Raw genomic sequence first — 18815 nt, 5'->3', positions numbered from 1 at the left:
GGAACACGATAAATTTTTTGAGACAGGCCTGATGCGGGACTTATTCCTGTCGCGAGTAATGACCAAAATAAACAGCAATAACTTAACCTGATTAAAATACCTGGCCTCATCACGAACGGTCTCATAATAATGCGCATAGTTACAGCTTAACGCGCGAACAATGAGCCATGATGTCATTTTTATGGAGGGAATATGGAGAAGAAAATCATTAAATAAAAACGGAGGGAATGGCTTATATACGATGGACAACATCAAACCATCAACAGTAATATAGCGCCAGTTTTCACACAGTGCAGCCTTTTAAAAATGCTTCATCTGTCCTTATTATCGCTTCTATTTCCTCACGTAAAGGTGCGTTATGCAAATAGCAGAATCAGAACGATTAATCCTGCGGCGTTTTATGCCGGACGACGCCGAAGCGCTGTTTGCTTATCTGTCTGATCCCCAGCCCGCATGCTTTTACGATGAAAAACTGGAAGACATGGCCGCCGCCAGAGAGGAAGCCGCAAAAAGGCGCGATGATGACACGCAATATGCCATCTGTTTAAAAGAAACGGGTGCCGTGATCGGCCATCTGTTTGCTTCTGGTGAGGCCGAGCCTGATGACAATACGTTAAGCGTTGGCTGGTATGTCAATCCACACTATCAGGGACAGGGTTTTGCACTGGAAGCCACGACCTGTCTGTTTACTTATCTCTTTAACGTCAGGGATGTCCGCCGCCTCTATGCGTATGTCGCAAGCGATAATGCAGGCTCACAAGCGCTATGCCGCCGTCTGGGGATGCGCCTGGAAGGCTGCTTCAAAGAGTACGTCTGTTTTACGCAGGAAGACGGTGTGCCTGTGTATGAGGACACGTTGGTTTTTGCCCTGCTGCAAAAAGAGTGGTGAGTGAACTGTTGCGAGCCTCCTGCGGTCTCATCATGCTGTATGCGTTCAGGGCCTGATGTCTGTTATGTCGCACTGTGCTTTGCTTTGCTGGTCTGCCGCGACTGACATACTGTGCCGATTGCGAGGCGACGCATTCTGGTTTGGATGTAACATTGACCGACAACCGTTTCTGACTTTGATGTTGAGGGCGTCATGAATAACGACAAATTAATCCTGGTGGCGGAGGATGATGTTGAAATCTCCGATATCCTGATGAGTTACATCAAGCGAGCCGGGATGAGAACCGTCCATGCGGCCGACGGTGAGCAAGCCCTCACATTGATCACCCGCCTGCAGCCTGATTTAGTGCTGCTTGATATCCAGTTGCCCCGCGTTGATGGCTGGAATGTCCTTTCAACATTGCGTAAAGAGAGCAATACGCCGGTCATCATGGTCACAGCCCTGGATCAGGATATCGATAAACTCTTGGGGCTTCGGCTGGGTGCGGACGATTATATCGTTAAACCGTTTAATCCTTCTGAGGTCGTGGCTCGTATCGAGGCGGTGTTGCGCCGCGCCAACCCTCAGGCGGCACCGCAAAACCTGATTAAAACCCGTTTCATGACGCTTTATCCCGATGAGTTTTATGTGGAGATCCACAGCAACGGTCAGACACTGACGCCTGTCCTGACCACGACAGAATTTAAACTGCTGACGCACATGGCAAAATACCCACGTAGAGTTTTTAGTCGGGAAGAGTTGCTGAACGCCTGCTTACCTGAAAGCGATACGCTGGACAGAACGGTCGACAGCCACATGAGTAAATTACGCAAAAAATTCGAAAACTGTGGCATATCAGGCGTACCGGAAAGTATTCGCGGCATGGGCTATCGGCTGGGTGAACAGAAGTGAATAAAGACAAAGCGCTCAGTCGGCAAATTCTTTTGTTTATGCTGACTCTGGCCTTAGCCATTATTTTTGTTGCGGTGGTGGGCTCCTATCTGTTCTACAGCTTTGTCATTGATCATATCCCTGGTGGCTTATCCGCCAGCAACAGCGAAAATATGACGGTCTTCGACTGGGTCTGGATCGCCATCAGTTCCTCTCTCTGCATCCTGATTGCCTTGCTGTTTGCGTTTAAACTCACCGCGAAAATCCTGCACCCCTTAAGTTCCGTCGCCGCCAGCCTGCGACGTATTTCTCAGGGTGATTTAAGCGCGCGCGCCGCCAGCAGCCAGAGTCGCCTGGGCGAGGTCAATCTGTTAGTCCGGGACTTTAACGACATGGCGGAAAAACTGCAGACCCTGGACAACGAAAGGAAGTCCTGGAACGCGGCCATTGCCCACGAACTTCGCACACCGGTGACTATTCTGCGCGGCAGGTTGCAGGGGCTGGTCGACGGCGTTTTTGAGCCTGAACCCCACTTATTTATCAGCCTTTTGCGGCAGACTGAGGGATTATCTCGTCTGATCGACGACCTTCGCGTTGTCGGCGCGGCGGAAGGGGGTTCGTTTACGCTGGATATTCAGTCTGTCCCGTTTAGCGATATCCTGGAGAACGTCAGTACTGCGTTTTGCCATCCGTTCCGTGAACGTGGATTCACTCTGGTCATGGAGAAAACGCAGGCGATAACGCAATGTGATCCCCTGAGAATTATTCAGTGCCTGACGATTTTATTTGATAATGCACGCAATTACGCCACGCCAGGCCCGATCGCTGTGCGAAGCGGTGTCCGGGACAGCGCCTACTTTATTGAGGTGGAAGATGCGGGGCCGGGCGTAGCCGAAGAGTTCCAGCGTCATATGTTCGAGCCGTTTCAACGTGGTATCGCAGGTCGTGCGGCCAATCCGACAGGCTGCGGGCTGGGCCTGTCGGTCGCCAAAGCAATTATGCAGGCTCACGGTGGCGATATCGGCTATAAAACGTCTTCTCAGAGCGGGTCGCTGTTTTTATTGCGCTGGCCCGTTGCGCGCCAGGGCAGATCGGCAGGATAAGGTGGGTTGATACGGCTTCTGTTGCCACATCGCGCCGAGTTTAGCGTCCCATTCCAGAGGCATTATTTTGAGCTTGCCGCGCTGAGGCGTTAAGGTGATTTCACTAAAATACAGGCTGTCATCTTTCAGCATTAAATCGACCCGACAGTAGTCGATATCTTTTGCCAGCGCCTGCGCGGCACAGAGTGCGCGATAAAACAACGCGGGCTCGGCTATCGGCGCAGGATGATGAGGATAGTCAATCTGGAAAGGCTGCAGTTCCCACTTTCTGTTGTAGACATTGACATATTCCCTGCCCTGCTCATCCGTAAAATCCGCTTCAATAATGCTGGCATTACCGTTGAAACAATGGATACGCAACATCTCAGGCGTTGTACTTCTTTCACGGCCTGCAAACAATTCAATATATTCTTCACAGAGAATCATCGGCGAGATGTTTTTATATTGCCATTCCCGAGTGGTGTAATACATATTCTTTTTCATCGCTAAATCCAGCTTCAGTAAAGCGGCTTTGATATTGAACGTCGTTTTGTCTTTACAGATTATCGTGCTGCCGCTGTCGTGATTGCATTTCAAAACGAAAGTCGCGGGTAAACGGTTTAACGTAATCTCTTTGGTGCTTTTATACGTGTTAATGAGTGGCACAATCATCACATCATCGGTCCGGCTGGCCACGTAATCGCGCACCGCTAATTTATCCGCCAACTGCGTATAATGCGGATTCCTGTCATAAATCAACCGATGACACATTTTTTCATTCAGGGTGACCGGATGAATCAGGTCAGGCTCTCTGCCCAGTAAAATACGCAATCGCTGCGTATGAAAACGTGCATCATTAATAATAAAACACCTTGCAACCTTGAGGCCGTATTCACAGTATTTAGCAATAAACGTAAGGGTATTCATGACATCCTCCACAATGGTGGCAGGATGATAAGCACCCCAGGTTGCCTGAGTTTGTCTGAACTGTGGAGCGCAAATGGAGGCTATCTGTTTCACTCTGCTCTCTCACCCAGGCCCGTTTTAATCGTGCGTTCGGTCAAAGTGCAAAGCGGTTTTTGGGTTTATTCTCTGATATCGATGCCGCTCAATGGTTCGTGATCTTTTTATCACGTGGAAAACGATTAACCCGTTCTTATGCAAGAGCGGCGTCAGTGCCGCCTCAGCAAGGGCTTATCACGCTGTTTTGACTCGGCGTGATTTATCTTTATTGCTGCGCTGATATTTCTTTCCCGGCTAATAACTGAAGTAAATTTTATGCGTTTTTGTTAAATATCAACTCATATAATAATGATTTCTATTTACATTTTTTGTCTGATAAAATTCGCCGCGCCAGAATCGTTACGGCATGCCGTCTCATTTAATGATGGAAAACACCAATGAAAAAAATGCTTAGCCTGTTAAGTTTTATTTTCCTCACGACGAGTTCCGCCTGGGCCACCACCTATCCGCTGACCATCGAAAACTGTGGTCAGAAGGAAACCTTTACTAAAGCGCCAGCGCGCGTCGTAGCGCTTGGGCAAAATACGGCGGAAATCATGCTGCTGCTGGGCCTGCAGGATAAAATGGTGGCGAGCGCATTCTGGCCGACCAAAGTGTTACCTGAGCTTGCTGAAAAGAATGCGAAAGTGCCGGTACTGACGGTGGAAATTCCTACGCTGGAATCCATCCTGGCGAAAAACCCCGATTTTGTGGCTGCCCAGATTCAGCTACTGATGGGGCCGAGCAGTAAAGTTGCCAAACGTGAAGACTTTGAGTCCGTTGGCATAAACACCTACCTGTCACCAGGCATGTGTGCCACGAAGCAGAATACCGGCGATATTTATGGCAGCCGTTCGACGCTGTGGAATATGGCCTATGTTTACGAAGAAATCGCCGATTTTGCCAAAATCTTTAACGTTGAAGATCGCGGACAGCAGGTGATCAACGACTTTAAGAAGCGTGAAAGCGCCCTGAGAAAAGCCTTTCCTAAAGGCAAGAAAGACCTGTCTTTCGTGTTTTGGTTCTCGAGCTCCTCACCCACCGCGGATGCCTACGTGGGCGGTAAAAATGGTGCCTCCGGCTTTATCGCCGATCTGCTGGGCGGCCATAATGCCATTACCACCGAAACCGAGTGGCCCACTGTCAGTTGGGAAAGTATCATTGCCGCCAATCCGGATGTCATCGTGGTCACCAGCCTTGATCGTAATCGCTGGAAGCTGGATAACGCCGAAGAAAAGATTAAGTTCCTGAAAAGCGATCCGGCCGTGAGCCAGCTCGATGCCGTGAAAAAAGGCCATATTGTCGTGATGGACGGTCAGGCGATGAACCCGACGATTCGTACGATTTATGGTGCAGAACAGGTTGCAGAGCAGTTACGTAAGATGGGCCTGAATTAATGAGTGAAGGGGTTGTTCAGGCACGACGAGTGGGGTTTATCGCCATTGCGATCCTCGCCCTTGTCGTGCTGGTTGTGGTGATTGCACTGGGCGTCAGCGTAGGCGAGTTATCAATACCGCTAAAATCCGTCTTTTATACCGTCACCAATAAACTGGGAATGACGGCGGTGCCCGTTAACCGTATCCATGAAAGCGTGATCTGGGATTTCCGTTTAAGCCGGGCGCTGGTTGCCGCATTCAGTGGGGCAGGTCTGGCGATCTGCGGGGCGGTGTTACAGAGCCTGCTGAAGAATGCCCTGGCCGAACCTTACGTGTTAGGGGTTTCGGCTGGCGCATCAACCGGGGCGGTGTTGATTGTGGTCTCGGGCGTCGGCGCGGGGGCCATCTCCCTTTCGCTGGGTGCCTTTACCGGTGCCTTTGCGGCCTTTGCGTTTGTTGCACTGCTGACCAATGGCGCACGTGGCGGTACGGAGCGCACGATTCTGGCGGGCGTTGCGGCATCGCAACTCTTTAATGCGATAACCGCTTACACCATCAGTACCTCGGCGAATGCGCAGCAGGCACGCGACGTCATGTTCTGGCTGCTGGGCAGCTTTAGCGGCGTACGCTGGCCGGAGTTTCAGTTAGTGGTCGTGGTCGTGCTGGTCGGTTTAGCGGTCTGTCTCTATTATGCGCGCGCGCTGGATGCCTTCACCTTTGGCGACGATGCCGCGGCTTCGTTAGGTATTCCGGTTGGCGTGGTTCGTCTGGTGCTGTTCACGGCAACCGCCCTGATGACCGCCACGATTGTCAGCATGGCCGGCTCGATTGGCTTTGTCGGGCTGGTGGTGCCGCATGTGATGCGCTTCTTCTTCGGTCCTCTGCACAGCCGCCTGCTGGTGGCCTGCGCTATCGCGGGTGCGATTTTGATGGTGCTGGCGGACATTGCCTCTCGTATGCTGATTGCCCCCCAAAGCCTGCCGGTGGGCGTGGTTACCGCGCTGGTGGGTGTGCCATTCTTTGCCGTTATTATTTATCGCTCCAGGAATCAATAATGAGCATTAGCGCCGAACACCTTACCTGGCAGGTGGGGAAAAAAATCATCGTTAATGACGTTTCCCTGGCGGTATCGCCGGGCGAAACGGTGGGATTACTGGGGCCAAATGGCTCAGGCAAATCCTCCCTGCTTCGTCTTCTGGCTGGCCTGCGTAAGCAACAAAAGGGTAAAGTGCTGCTGGATGGCAAGGACCTGTCGTCCATTGCCCGCAAACAGCTTGCCCGCCGTGTCGCCTTCGTTGAACAACATGCGTTAACCAGTGCCAATATGCGTGTTCGCGATATCGTCAAACTGGGCCGCATTCCGCATCACTCGCCGTTTTCCAGCTGGACCCATCAGGACGACGACATCGTCGATGCCGCACTGAAACGTGTGGATATGGCCTCACGTTGCGATCAGGGCTGGCAGAGCCTGTCTGGCGGAGAACGGCAACGTGTGCATATCGCCCGGGCCCTTGCTCAGGCACCGAATGAAATTCTGCTTGATGAGCCCACCAACCATCTGGATATTCACCACCAGATTCAGCTGATGAAGCTGATCAGCGAGCTACCGGTCACCAGCATTGTGGCAATTCACGATCTGAACCATGCCGCGCTGTTTTGCGATCGTCTTATCATTATGCTGCACGGGGGCGTGGTGGCGCAGGGCACGCCGGATGAGATTCTCACGGAGTCACTGCTGTGGGACGTGTTCAGGGTCAAAACACAGATCGAGACGTCCCCGGTACATGGTAAAAAACATATTCATTTCTATGTGTGAATCCCCGCGGCGCGCCGTCAGGACGGCCGGTTACCGGCCATCAGTCTGACGCGCGCGCGGGCGCGTCCGTTGCCGCGTTATGACGGGCTTCTTTCCCTGCGGCACATCCCGCCTGTGCAGTCACGCACGGTTGCCGGTGAGCGTCAGGTCATCGGGAGCACGCACGGGAAACACTAAAGAATAAACCATTTACAGGATTTGGTTCCGGCCTCTCTTTTTAGCAGCCCACTGTTTTCCAGTTTTAACAGCCAGTTTCTTGCAGCGTAAATAGACATATCGCACTCATCGGCGACGTCCCGGGTTAATATGCCTTCCGACTGTTTTTTAATAAGACACATAATGACGTCTTTCATCTGTGGTTTTTTCTCAGTGTCCTGAAGCTGATTCCATTTCGCGTCACATTGAATTTTATAAGCAAGCTCTTTCATGGCCGTTTCCCCGTAAAGTGTTAACACCTCAAAAATTAAATTTTCCGGCTATGTCTGTTATTTCGTTACAGCGCCAGGCTGTAACGAACCCGGGCATGCTGCCGATATGAGGATTTAACAATTACGGGGCTAAAATAGCCACAAACACCTTAGAATGGTTAATCTTAGAAAGGAAAAACTGTTTTTATAAATTTATATAAAATTAAATTCCACACAAGAGACGCTCGCTGTGCAGGGTAGCCACCAGAAGGAGGCGTAAACCCGCGTACATTCCACAGGGCAAGGGCGTGCGAAACGGCGCTACCCGCGCCTGCGGACAACGCCATTAGCGGGTATGACAAACGATAAGAGGTAATACCCGACTGCCTACCAATATCGCATCCTCCATTCCTTTTATTTTCGAAATATAGAGATAGGCAAAGTGGCTGTTTAATATATTTTCCGGTACGTTGTCGCGCAGACCGCGACTCACACTATAGTGGTCGAGCTTATAAAGTGACTGGATATAGGGTGAATACTGAAATTCGACATTACGTCTTAAGATATACGTATTTCCCGCTTGATAGACCGTTCCATCAACGGACACCATGCCTTCTCCGGAATGACGCAGCGTCAGTACAAAGCTGGCATCCAGATGATAATTCCGGGTGAGATCGCGCTGTTGAAAATTCGCTGCGCAGGTAAATTCGAACATGGCGCGTTGCGATTTTACAGAGTACAGGCCTCCCGCAATAACCAGGTTGGCACAAAGCAAAACCAGACTGAGCGACACGACGTTCTTCTTATTCATTCTCTGCCCGCCATCCGAGTTCAGAATAGTTTGAGCAGTAGGCCTGGCCGCCCGTTACGTGGCGGCAGTAAGCGACGTAGACATTGCCCCAGTGGCCGGCCGTCACGTTTCTGTCCGCGTAAAACAGATATTTGCCGCCCTTCTGACAGGGCATACCGCTGCTGGCGATGATTTTGCGCCACACGGGTTCCGGCGGGAAAGCCGATTCCCCCGGATGCACCGGCAGATAGAGTACCTCGCAGCCGTTGACGTCTGCCACGCTGACAGGCGCGATCGATTTTTCAGGCCGGAGGGAAGACAGCACCAGCACAGTCATGCCTGCCAGCAGGAGCACCGCAATACCTGCAGCGTAATAACGACGGTCGCGTCGCGGCAGAGCCGCCGTCGGAGAGACCGGATCCGCAGTGGGAGCCGCCAGTTCCGGCTCAAGGTGCGTCGTTTGAATCGCCAGCGTGGGATTGAAAACAAAGCCTACTTTATAAACGGTGGTGATAACGTCCTGGCTGATGCCCAGCGAGGCAAAACCGCGTCGAATGGACGATACATAGGCATTCAGGCTGTTGAACGAAGGCGTTGCGCCCGTTTCCTGCCAGAAATTATCAAGAATACGTTCCCGGGCCAGCACCACGCCGGGGCTTTTCAGAAACATTTCCAGTAAATGATTGCAGGCAGGCGATAAGGGCACGCTGGTTTCACTGGACTCGACCAGGCACAGTCGTCCCTGAGCGGGTGAAAACCGAACCAGACCTTCAATTACATATTCTGTCTGCTGCATTTCAGGCTCCGGCAACACACAGGCAAGGCAGTAAACAACAACGCATGCGGGATAACGATCCTCAATCATCGGGCAAAAAAGTCCGCGCATCATCAGCGCCGGCCGGGTGTGGTATGCATGGCCACTGAGCAAAATCTTCTGACGTGGCGGGCAGTGTGCATTACCGGCCGGGGAAACGGGCGGCGCTCAGATACGTGTCCGTTCGCTGAGCTAACACGCATGATGACGGCAGATCCCTCCAACCCGGATATTGTCAGGTCAGGTTAAATAATTTCGCTGTAATTGTATCAGAGAACGCCACGGCAAGAGCGGGAATGGCAGAAAGGTTCGTCTACGTTATCGACATCACGTTTTTTGCAATGATATAGCACAAGTTCACGAAGACGGGCCGTGCAGATGCGCACAGAGGGAAAACCGGTCAATGCCACCCTCACCTTGTGGCATTGACCGGCGATGTTTTTACGGCTGAAGCATTTAATACCAGCGGCCAAAGCGTTTGATGTACGCCATCTTCATTCCCTGCGCCACCAGACAGTAGCTAAACAGGGTGAGCACCAGCCAGGGGAAATAGTGCCAGGGCAGCGGAACTAATCCCACCAGCGTACCCAGCGAAGAGAACGGCAGCAGGATACCCGCCGCACAGATACCCATCGTGGTCAGCAGCACCGGCAGCCGGGCGCAGCTTTGAATAAAGGGAATTTTCTGCGTCCGCAACATATGCACCACCAGCGTTTGAGACAATAACCCTTCCACAAACCAGCCAGACTGGAAAAGCGACTGGGCGCTTTCATGATTTGCCCCGAAGACGTACCACATCAGCGCAAAGGTCGTGACATCGAAAATAGACGATGTTGGCCCCATCCACAGCATAAAGCGCTTAATGTTACCGGCATCCCACTTACGCGGTTTACGTAAAAACTCGCGATCCATCTTGTCCCAGGGCAGAGCCAGTTGAGAGATGTCATACATCAGGTTCTGAATCAGCAACTGGATAGACAGCATGGGCAGAAAAGGAATAAATGCGCTGGCAATCAGTACGGAGAACACGTTGCCGAAATTCGAGCTGGCCGTCATGTTCAGATACTTGATGATATTGCCGAAGGTTTCGCGCCCTTTGAGCACACCTTCGCCCAGCACGGCCAAATCTTTTTCCAGCAAGATAATGTCCGACGACTCTTTGGCAATGTCCGTCGCCGTATCGACAGAGATCCCCACATCGGCCTCGCGCAGCGCAGGCGCATCGTTGATGCCATCGCCGAGGAAACCGACGGTATGACCATTCTGCTGCAGCAGTTTAAGCACGCGTGACTTTTGCTGCGGCGTCAGCCGGGTGAAAATCATGCAGCGCTCCACTTCCGTGCGCAGCACCGCGTCGCTCATGTCATCAATCTCATTGCCGGTCAGCATGGCTTCAGAAGCCAGCCCCACTTCCTGACAGACGCGCAACGTCACCAGCGGATTGTCGCCTGTCAGCACTTTGACCTTCACGCCACTGTCTTTCAGCGCCTGAATCGCTTTGCCCGCGCTCTCCTTAGGCGGATCCAGAAAGGTCAGCATCCCTTCAATGGTCAGCTCGCACTCATCATTGCTGCTGAGTGGCAGCGCTATGCCGTGCTCACGGGTTGCCACCAGGAGGACGCGAAAGCCTTGCTGATTATAATGCTGCGTCAGGTTCAACAGTTCGACGCGTTTCTGTTCGCACAGCGGAATGACCGACTCGCCCTGACGTAGTGTGGTCGCAGCAGCCAGCATTTCCTCGACCGCCCCTTTGCAGATTAACAGTGGACGGTGCGTTTGCAGATCTTCCACCACCACAGAGACACGGCGGCGGACGAAGTCAAAAGGCAGCTCATCCACCTTCTGAAACTGGCTGCACTGGGCCGCAGACAGGGTTTGCTCTCCAAATTTCAGTACCGCGCGGTCCATCAAATTTTTTGCCCCGCTCTGGCTGCTGCTGTTGAGCCAGGCCAGCAGCAATACGCGCGCATCCTCTACGCCTTCCCCGTTCAGGTGTGCCGACAAAAAAATGTTGTCCTGCGTCAGCGTGCCGGTTTTATCGGTACACAGCACATCCATTGCACCGAGGTTTTGAATCGCGTTCAGCCGTTTAACGATGACTTTGCGCCGTGACATCGCAATCGCGCCTTTGGCCAGATTGGCACTGACGATCATCGGCAGCATTTCGGGGGTCAGACCGACGGCAACCGCCAACGCGAACAAGGTGGCGTCCATCCAGTCGCCTTTAGTAAAGCCGTTGATCAGTAAGACAATCGGCACCATCACCAGCATGAAGCGGATCAGCAGTCTGGACACGCTGTTTACGCCACGGTCAAACGCGGTCTGCGGACGACGACCTGAGAGCGAGGCCGCCAGCGAACCAAACCAGGTTTCACTGCCGGTGGCGACGACCAGTGCGCGAGCCGTGCCGCTGGCGACATTGGTCCCCATCAGACAGCTGTTTCTGAGCTCCAGTACGCTGCGACCGGGCTGCTCTGCGATCTCTTCACCTGCGCTGAGATCGTTTTTCTCAACGGGCAGCGATTCACCGGTCAGGATCGCCTGGCTGATAAACAGGTCGCGCGAGGCCAGCAAGCGCACGTCGGCCGGCACAAGATCGCCCGCACTCAATAAAATCACATCGCCGGGCACCAGTTCACGCATATCGATATCGTGACGGCGGCCAGTCGTGCTGCCTTCTTCACGACGCAGTACGGTAACCTGCGTGCGAACCAGCGACTTTAAAGCCTGCGCGGCGCGGTTGGTACGGAACTCCTGCCAGAAACGCAGCAGTCCACTGAGCGTTACCATGGTAAGTATGATGATCACGCCAGACAGATCGGTGTCCTGACCGGCCCGCAGCGGTAGCCAGTAATCGGTTACCCAGCTGACCAGTGCCAGCACCATCAGCACATAGATGAACGGATTGTTAAAGGCCAGGATCAGCTGGACAAACGCGGAAGGCGCTTTTTCATGCACCACCTCATTGCGGCCATAATCACCCAATCGCGCCCGGGCTTCCGTGTGCGTCAGGCCCTCATAGCTGCTGTGGAGGTTGCTCAGCGTGACATCGGTGCGATTGCGTGCTTCGCGTTCAATGGCAAAGGGCGTTTTGGTTTTTTTAAGTGCACGCTGGCGGTTGTGAATCATCGCGGCGTGTTCGAGTTTCATGTCGCTCATGTCGACATCTCCCTGATTTAAAGCAACAGATATCCTGCATGCGAAATAAAGCATGCCTGTATTTCCGGTTATTTCCGGTAAAGAGGTTCAGTCAGTTTTTAATAAATAAGCGCGCACGTCCGCCGCGCAGAAAAATAAAAATACCGCGCAATACCGGACCTGGCGAAATAAACGCACAAAAAATGACTGTATGAGAAAGGGTGCGCAGCCCGCGGCTACGCCTGTCGAGGCGGAGGAAAAAGGGCCTGAATATACATAAACATAATGCGCTCTCGCAGTGACTACAGCGTGTATTTCAGGGAGAGCAATCGGATCGTACAGAGAAGATTGCTGCCCGCCAGGTGGCAAGCAGCGAAATGCAGTTAGCTTGCCGGAGTAATAACGTATTTAGGGTGACTATCCAAAGTATGACTCCTGCGACTATTTTCGCTTAGTATAATCCCAGCCCCGTTCGGGTAAAGAAAAATAACGGTTCAATCCCGGTTTCGTTTATTAACCGTTGTGACTTCAGCATGCCCGCCTGACCAGCCTTATAACCGCGCTGCATTTGTTATAACTTTTTTGCATATCATTAGCCCATAATCGACTATTCTTTGCATGAGCCCTTTCGTAAACTCGCGTTACTTTCTCAGGCAAGGATTTTCCATGAAAAAAATAATTCCATCATTACTGGCCTTGTCACTGGCCACCGCATTCAGCGTTAACGCCGCCACACCAAAAGATACCCTGGTCGTCGTACAGTCAACAGACGATGCAGACAGCTTTGATCCGGCGAAAGGGTTTGAACTGACCAGCGTGCAAGCGTTTACCAACATTTATCAGCGCCTGGTGCAGTCGGATCCACAAAACCCCACAGATTTAAAACCGACCCTGGCGACATCCTGGCAGCCGGGTAGCGATAACCGCAGCCTGACGTTTGCATTGCGTAAAGACGCCAAATTCGCCAGCGGCAATCCCCTGCGCCCGGAAGATGTGATCTTCTCGCTGGGGCGCGTGGTGAAACTGAATCTGGATCCTTCCTTTATTCTGACCCAGCTCGGCTGGAACAAAGATAATGTGGATGGCTTCCTGAAAAAGGTTGATGACAACCATGTGCAGATTAGCTGGACGGCGAACGTCAGCCCGGCTTACGTTCTTAGCCTGCTGTCCGCACCGGTTTCCTCCATCGTCGATGAAAAAACTGTCAGCGCGCACGCCGAAAAAGGCGATTTCGGTAACGGCTGGCTGGCCACCAACTCTGCCGGTAGCGGCCCTTACCAGATTCGTAAAGTGGTGATGCATCAGGCCGTCATCCTGACCGCCAACCCGACGTCACCGGCCGGCGCGCCGAAGATTAAAAATATTCTGATCAAAAATGTGCCGGAACCGGCGGCCCGCCGGTTGCTGCTTGAGCAAGGCGACGCTGACATCGCCCGTAACCTGGGGGCAGACCAGATTGCCTCGCTGCAGGGCAAAAGCGGTGTGAAAACCGACGCGATTCCGATGGCCTCGCTGTATTACATCCAGTTCAACATTGGCAACAAAAATAATCCGGCGTTAAAAAACCCGGCCTTCTGGGAAGCGGCACGCTACCTGTTCGACTATAAAGGCATTGCCGGACAGCTGCTGAAAGGGCAGTTCGATGTGCACCAGACGTTTCTGCCGAAAGGTTTTCTGGGTGCCTTAAACGACAACCCGTACAGTTACGATCCGGAAAAAGCGAAAGCGATCCTGAAAAAAGCCGGCCTGACGAATGTCAGCTTTACCCTGTCCACCAGCAATCAGCCCCCGTATCTGGATATTGCCCAGGCCCTGCAGGGCAGCTTTGCTAAAGGCGGCGTAAAAGTGGAAGTGTTGCCGGGACTGAGCTCTGAAGTTTCTACCCGCGTCAAAGCGCATAACTACGAAGGCACGATCAACGCCTGGGGCGCAGACTACTTTGATCCGAATACCAACGCCTCGTCGTTCGCCTACAACCCGGAAGATGGCAGCAAGACGATTGCTTACCGTTCTGACTGGCATATTCCAGAACTGAATAAGCAGGTGCTGGCTGCAACCGCGGAAAGCGATCCGAAAAAACGCGTTGAACTTTACCAGGCGATGCAACGTGAAGTGCTGAAAAGCTCGCCTTATGTTATTGGACTGCAGGCGAAAAACCTTATCGCCCTGCGCGATAACCTTAAAGGCTACGTTCAGGGCATTAACCCGGACATGGTTTACTATTCGCAGGTTACTAAGTAATGGCACACTCTGCCTCTTCTGCCGGGTCCACCCGGCATTTTTGGCGGCGCGCTGGCCGCCTTTCATCAGGCTTACTGTCACTGGTAATCACCCTGTCAGGATTGCTGGCGTTTACCTTTATGCTGTCGCATCTCTCGCCGATCGATCCGGTACAGCAAATCGCGGGCGATCATGCCAGTGAAGCGACCTATGCGCAGGTTCGTCACGATCTCGGGCTGGATCAACCGGTACTGATGCAGTTCTGGCACTACATTGCGCATCTGATGCGCGGCGATCTCGGCGTTTCCCGTCTGACGAATCAGCCCGTCAGCAGCGACCTGTTGCAGACGTTTCCGGCCACCATTGAGCTGGCCACCTGCGCAATGATTTTTGCCGTGATCTTTGGCGTTTCACTGGCGTTGCTGGCCGCCTGGAAACCCGGCAGCGTGATCGATAACGTGGCACGCTTTATCTCTCTGTTGGGTTACTCCGTGCCGGTCTTCTGGCTGGGCCTGCTGGGCTTATTGCTGTTTTATGCGGTGCTGCACTGGTCTGCCGGACCGGGACGGCTGGATGATATCTGGGCCTATACGCTGGAGCCGAAAACCGGCTTTGTGCTGATTGACAGCTGGCTGTCGGGCGACCGGGAAATTTTCTGGAACGCGGTGGCCCATCTCTGGTTGCCGGTGGTGATTTTGGGCCTGCTGGCGATGGCGGGCATTACCCGTTTGCTGCGCGCGGCGCTGCTGGAAGAGAGCAGCAAAGAGTATGTGGTGCTGGCGCGGGCAAAAGGCGCGGGCCGGGTACGGATTCTGCTGCGCCATATCTTCCCGAACGTGCTGGGTACGCTCATTACCGTGATTGCGCTGTCCTACGCCACGCTGCTGGAAGGCTCGGTGCTGACAGAAACCGTGTTTGCCTGGCCTGGCGTAGGGCGCTATATGACCAATGCGCTCTTCTCTGGCGATGTGCCAGCCATTCTGGGGGCTACTCTGTTGATTGGAAGCTGTTTTATTCTGATCAATACGCTGGCGGACGCCCTCACCTGGTTAACCGATCCGAGAACACGATGACGCAACAACTTACTGAACTTGAAACGGTGCGACCACGACGCAGCCGCCGACGCATCACCTCGTTAACCATCGGGTTAACGCTGGTGGCGATTGTCATTCTGATGGCAGTGCTGGCACCGTTCATCGCGCCTTACGATCCCAATCTGCAAACCATCTCCAGCCGCCTGCTGCCGCCTTCGGCTGCACACTGGTTTGGCACCGATGGCTTTGGCCGCGACCTGCTCTCACGGGTGATCTATGGCGCACGTCCGACGCTGCTGCTGGTATCACTGATTCTGATCCTCACTATCCCGGTGGGCCTGCTGGTGGGCATTACCGCCGGCTATACGGGCGGCTGGACCGAGCGCGTCTTAATGCGCATCACCGATATTTTTCTTTCACTGCCAAACCTGGTGATTGCCCTGGCGCTGGTTTCCATTATGGGACCGGGCCTGATGAACGGTGCGCTGGCGCTGGCGCTGACCAGTTGGCCGCCATTTGCCCGTCAGGCGCGCGCCGAAACCCTGGCGCTGCGGCGCAGTGACTATCTGGCCGCCGCCCGTATGCAAGGCATTACCGGCTTTCGCCTGATGTTCGGCCATATTCTGCCGCTGTGCCTGCCCACCGCCGTGGTGCGCGCGGCGCTGAGCCTGGGCGGGATTATCCTGGCCGCTGCCGGACTGGGCTTTCTGGGCATGGGCGTGCAACCGCCTACCGCCGAGTGGGGTTCAATGGTTGCGGAAGGCAGTAAGGTGATCTTTGACCAGTGGTGGGTGGCGGCGGCTCCCGGCGCGGCCATTCTGTTTGCCAGCCTGGCGTTTAACCTGACAGGCGATGGCCTGCGTGACCGACTGGATACCCGACATGCAAAATAACATTCTTGTGGAGTCACTCAGCATCCGCAGCGAGGCGGCGACGCTGGTCGACAATATCAGTTTCTCCATCGGGCGGGAGCGGGTGGCGCTGGTTGGTGAATCCGGTTCGGGTAAATCGCTGACCGCCCGGACGTTAATGGGCTTACTGTCCCCTGCCCTGCATCTGCAGGCCAGCCAGCTTCAGGTCGCGGGTGAAAATGCCCTGGCCCTGAACGAGCGCGGCTGGAGTAAGCTGCGGGGCGAGCGCGTGGCCATGGTCATGCAGGACCCCAAATATGCGCTGAATCCGTCACGGACGATCGGCTGGCAGGTGGAAGAGCCGCTGATTCTGCACCGTCGCCTGAGCCGCGCAGCGCGCAAAGAAAAGGTGTGCGACATGCTGGATGCCGTCGGGCTGCCTAATCCGCGCCAGTTGATGCAGGTTTATCCGCATCAGCTTTCCGGCGGGATGGGACAACGCGTGATGCTGGCCATCGCCCTGATTACCGATCCGGCCTTTTTGATTGCCGACGAGCCGACTTCCGCACTGGATCACGCCATGCGCGATCAGGTGCTGTCGCTGATTCGTGAGCTGGTTGAGTCCCGCAACATGGGCCTGCTGCTGATTAGCCATGATCTGCAACAGGTCTCAGAGCACTGCGAACGCGTGATGGTAATGTACAAAGGTCGCGTGCTGGATACGCTGCCTGCGGCGGATTTGCCGCGCGCAACCCATCCCTACACTCGCACGCTGTGGTCCTGCCGCCCCAGTAAAGCCACGCACGGACAACCACTACCGGTGCTGGACCGCGCAGCGCTGGAGGCTCACCATGATTAATCTGCAACACCTGAGCGTGTCACACAAACAGGGTTACGATCTGCGTACCGTCGTACACGACGTTAACCTGCAGGTTAACGCGGGCGAGTGTTTTGGTCTGGTCGGCCCGTCTGGCTGCGGCAAGTCATCGCTGCTGTGGGTGATGGCCGGACTGAATCCGCACTGGCAGGGGAATATGGAACTGGCAGGGCACAAAGTCCTGCCGGGCAAAAGCTTTACCGGCGCGCTGCGTCAGGAGGTGCAGATGGTGTTTCAGGATCCTTATGCCTCCCTGCATCCCCGCCATCGCCTGCGCCGTACGCTGTCCGAGCCGCTCAACCTGCTGAAACGGGACAACATCGACGATCGTATTCATGAGGGATTTCGCCATGTGGGGCTGGATCCGTCGCTGGCCGATCGCTATCCTCATCAGTTGTCCGGCGGTCAGCGCCAGCGTGTGGCTATCGTGCGCGCCCTGTTGCTTCAGCCCAAAATACTGCTGCTGGATGAGCCAACATCGGCACTGGATATGTCAATCCAGGCTGAGATTCTCAATCTGCTTAACGATCTTAAGCGTCAGGATGGTCTGACGATGGTGCTGGTCAGCCACGATCCCGATGTGATTGATCACATGTGTGACCGCGCCGTCCGGATGGCGCAGGGACGGATCGTTGAGCAGATTGCCGCCTCAGCCTGATGCAAGGAAAAACCATGAGCATCCGACTTCGCCCACTGGAACGAGAAGATCTTCACTTTGTGCATCAGCTGGATAACAACGCCAGCGTCATGCGCTACTGGTTCGAAGAGCCGTATGAAGCCTTCGTGGAATTGTCCGATCTCTACGATAAGCACATTCACGATCAGACCGAACGGCGCTTCGTGGTTGAGCATGAGGGGCAAAAAGCGGGGCTGGTGGAGTTAGTGGAGATTAACCATGTTCACCGCCGCGCTGAATTTCAGATCATCATTGATCCGGCGCATCAGGGCAAAGGTCTGGCCACCCAGGCGGCGAAGCTGGCGATGGATTACGGTTTTTCCGTGCTGAATCTGTATAAGCTCTACCTGATCGTCGATCAGGAAAATGAGAAAGCCATCCACATCTACAGCAAACTGGGCTTTGAGATTGAAGGCGTGCTTAAACACGAATTCTTTATCAATGGCGAATACCGCAACACCATTCGTATGTGCATTTTCCAGCATCAGTATCTGGAACGCCATAAAGCACCGGGCGGTATGGTAAAACCTACCGCCCAGTAATCAGCCGCGTGCGCCGACCGGGTTCATGTAAGGCTTTGGATGCTCGGGTTCCAGGTTATACATGCCCCCGTAGAACGGATCGACCAGCAGCCAGCCGGGGAAGCCCAGCAGTGGAATATTCCCCAGCAGGTACCACAGGTTGGCACGGGCTTCGATCGGCACCGTGACGGGCACGTAGCCCGGACTTTCCAGCATCAGCAAATAGTGCTTTTTACCAAAATACCGATGGGTGGATTTTTCCAGGATGACGGTTTTTGGCGTATAGCCTTCCGCAACCGGACGACCAGTTTCATCCTGTACGGTAAAACGCGCGCCGGGCGGCTGCGAATCGATCAGAACCGATTGGGTTTCGTTGCCAACAATGGTGGCGCAACCGCTCAGTAGCATCGCGGCAGCGAGAGCCAGAATGTGCTGTTTCATGGCAGGATCCG

The 18815-nt window shown here is 54.0% G+C and carries 18 protein-coding genes; 12 read left to right on the top strand and 6 right to left on the bottom strand.

Annotated elements, in window-relative coordinates; genetic code table 11:
- Positions 1–358 precede the first annotated feature (358 nt).
- From C1N58_RS02130 to C1N58_RS02120, 3 genes are all read left to right on the top strand, one after another.
- The gene (locus C1N58_RS02130; RefSeq protein WP_033739417.1) at positions 359–889 is read left to right on the top strand and encodes a GNAT family N-acetyltransferase; all 531 of its coding nucleotides are present in this window, start codon (positions 359–361) and stop codon (positions 887–889) included.
- 192 nt (positions 890–1081) lie between these two features.
- The gene (locus tag C1N58_RS02125; RefSeq protein ID WP_394564522.1) at positions 1082–1780 is read left to right on the top strand and encodes a response regulator; all 699 of its coding nucleotides are present in this window, start codon (positions 1082–1084) and stop codon (positions 1778–1780) included.
- On the top strand, positions 1777–2862 hold the full coding sequence (locus C1N58_RS02120) for an ATP-binding protein (protein WP_283785983.1): 1086 nt from the start codon (positions 1777–1779) through the stop codon (positions 2860–2862). Before C1N58_RS02125 ends, C1N58_RS02120 begins: the two co-directional genes overlap by 4 nt.
- Here C1N58_RS02120 and C1N58_RS02115 read toward each other — a convergent pair.
- On the bottom strand, positions 2818–3768 hold the full coding sequence (locus tag C1N58_RS02115) for an ATP-grasp fold amidoligase family protein (RefSeq protein WP_033739424.1): 951 nt from the start codon (positions 3766–3768) through the stop codon (positions 2818–2820). The two genes, C1N58_RS02120 and C1N58_RS02115, sit on opposite strands and share 45 nt — an antisense overlap.
- A gap of 473 nt (positions 3769–4241) precedes the next feature.
- On the opposite strand from C1N58_RS02115, the gene C1N58_RS02110 reads away from it, so the two are divergent.
- Genes C1N58_RS02110 through C1N58_RS02100 form a run of 3 tightly spaced genes read left to right on the top strand, consistent with a single transcriptional unit; the run spans position 4242 to position 7035 of the window.
- Positions 4242–5240 carry a siderophore ABC transporter substrate-binding protein EitA gene (locus tag C1N58_RS02110; RefSeq protein ID WP_058702303.1) on the top strand — a complete coding sequence of 333 codons (999 nt, stop codon included), beginning with the start codon at positions 4242–4244 and terminating at the stop codon, positions 5238–5240.
- Entirely contained in the window at positions 5240–6274 is a 1035-nt protein-coding gene (locus C1N58_RS02105; RefSeq protein ID WP_033739425.1) for a FecCD family ABC transporter permease, read from the top strand. Before C1N58_RS02110 ends, C1N58_RS02105 begins: the two co-directional genes overlap by 1 nt.
- Positions 6274–7035 (top strand): siderophore ABC transporter ATP-binding protein EitC, encoded by a 762-nt coding sequence (locus C1N58_RS02100; protein WP_164482505.1) that lies wholly within the window; start codon positions 6274–6276, stop codon positions 7033–7035. Before C1N58_RS02105 ends, C1N58_RS02100 begins: the two co-directional genes overlap by 1 nt.
- 173 nt (positions 7036–7208) lie before the next feature.
- On the opposite strand, the gene C1N58_RS02095 is transcribed toward C1N58_RS02100, so the two are convergent.
- The 4 genes from C1N58_RS02095 to mgtA all read right to left on the bottom strand — a co-directional run bounded on the left by C1N58_RS02095 (position 7209) and on the right by mgtA (position 12205).
- Positions 7209–7463 (bottom strand): FaeA/PapI family transcriptional regulator, encoded by a 255-nt coding sequence (locus tag C1N58_RS02095; protein ID WP_006120482.1) that lies wholly within the window; start codon positions 7461–7463, stop codon positions 7209–7211.
- A gap of 325 nt (positions 7464–7788) precedes the next feature.
- Entirely contained in the window at positions 7789–8253 is a 465-nt protein-coding gene (locus C1N58_RS02090) for a hypothetical protein (RefSeq protein WP_394564521.1), read from the bottom strand.
- Complete coding sequence (locus C1N58_RS02085) at positions 8246–9028, bottom strand: winged helix-turn-helix domain-containing protein (RefSeq protein ID WP_394564520.1); 783 nt, start codon at positions 9026–9028, stop codon at positions 8246–8248. The genes C1N58_RS02090 and C1N58_RS02085 overlap by 8 nt, the downstream gene beginning before the upstream one ends.
- Positions 9029–9502: 474 nt before the next feature.
- Positions 9503–12205 carry a magnesium-translocating P-type ATPase gene (gene mgtA / locus C1N58_RS02080; RefSeq protein ID WP_283785976.1) on the bottom strand — a complete coding sequence of 901 codons (2703 nt, stop codon included), beginning with the start codon at positions 12203–12205 and terminating at the stop codon, positions 9503–9505.
- Positions 12206–12850: 645 nt separating this feature from the next.
- On the opposite strand from mgtA, the gene C1N58_RS02075 reads away from it, so the two are divergent.
- The 6 genes from C1N58_RS02075 to speG are packed head-to-tail and all read left to right on the top strand — an operon-like array spanning position 12851 to position 18384.
- Positions 12851–14425: an ABC transporter substrate-binding protein gene (locus C1N58_RS02075; RefSeq protein WP_033739429.1), complete on the top strand. Its 1575-nt coding sequence runs from the start codon at positions 12851–12853 to the stop codon at positions 14423–14425.
- Positions 14425–15477: an ABC transporter permease gene (locus C1N58_RS02070; RefSeq protein WP_283785975.1), complete on the top strand. Its 1053-nt coding sequence runs from the start codon at positions 14425–14427 to the stop codon at positions 15475–15477. Before C1N58_RS02075 ends, C1N58_RS02070 begins: the two co-directional genes overlap by 1 nt.
- Entirely contained in the window at positions 15474–16331 is an 858-nt protein-coding gene (locus tag C1N58_RS02065; RefSeq protein ID WP_262959391.1) for an ABC transporter permease, read from the top strand. Before C1N58_RS02070 ends, C1N58_RS02065 begins: the two co-directional genes overlap by 4 nt.
- A complete protein-coding gene (locus C1N58_RS02060) occupies positions 16321–17148 on the top strand; it encodes an ABC transporter ATP-binding protein (protein ID WP_033739435.1) in 828 nt (275 codons plus the stop codon). The genes C1N58_RS02065 and C1N58_RS02060 overlap by 11 nt, the downstream gene beginning before the upstream one ends.
- A complete protein-coding gene (locus C1N58_RS02055) occupies positions 17141–17824 on the top strand; it encodes an ABC transporter ATP-binding protein (protein ID WP_058702298.1) in 684 nt (227 codons plus the stop codon). Before C1N58_RS02060 ends, C1N58_RS02055 begins: the two co-directional genes overlap by 8 nt.
- Positions 17825–17838: 14 nt before the next feature.
- Positions 17839–18384 carry a spermidine N1-acetyltransferase gene (speG, locus tag C1N58_RS02050; RefSeq protein WP_006120674.1) on the top strand — a complete coding sequence of 182 codons (546 nt, stop codon included), beginning with the start codon at positions 17839–17841 and terminating at the stop codon, positions 18382–18384.
- Here speG and C1N58_RS02045 read toward each other — a convergent pair whose 3' ends face one another.
- Complete coding sequence (locus C1N58_RS02045) at positions 18385–18804, bottom strand: hypothetical protein (RefSeq protein ID WP_006120675.1); 420 nt, start codon at positions 18802–18804, stop codon at positions 18385–18387. It lies immediately after the preceding gene.
- Positions 18805–18815 lie beyond the last annotated feature (11 nt).

The organism is Pantoea sp. SGAir0180 (assembly GCF_043546245.1).
Note: the sequence above shows the minus strand (reverse complement) of the source record. Positions and strands in the feature narration are given on the sequence as shown.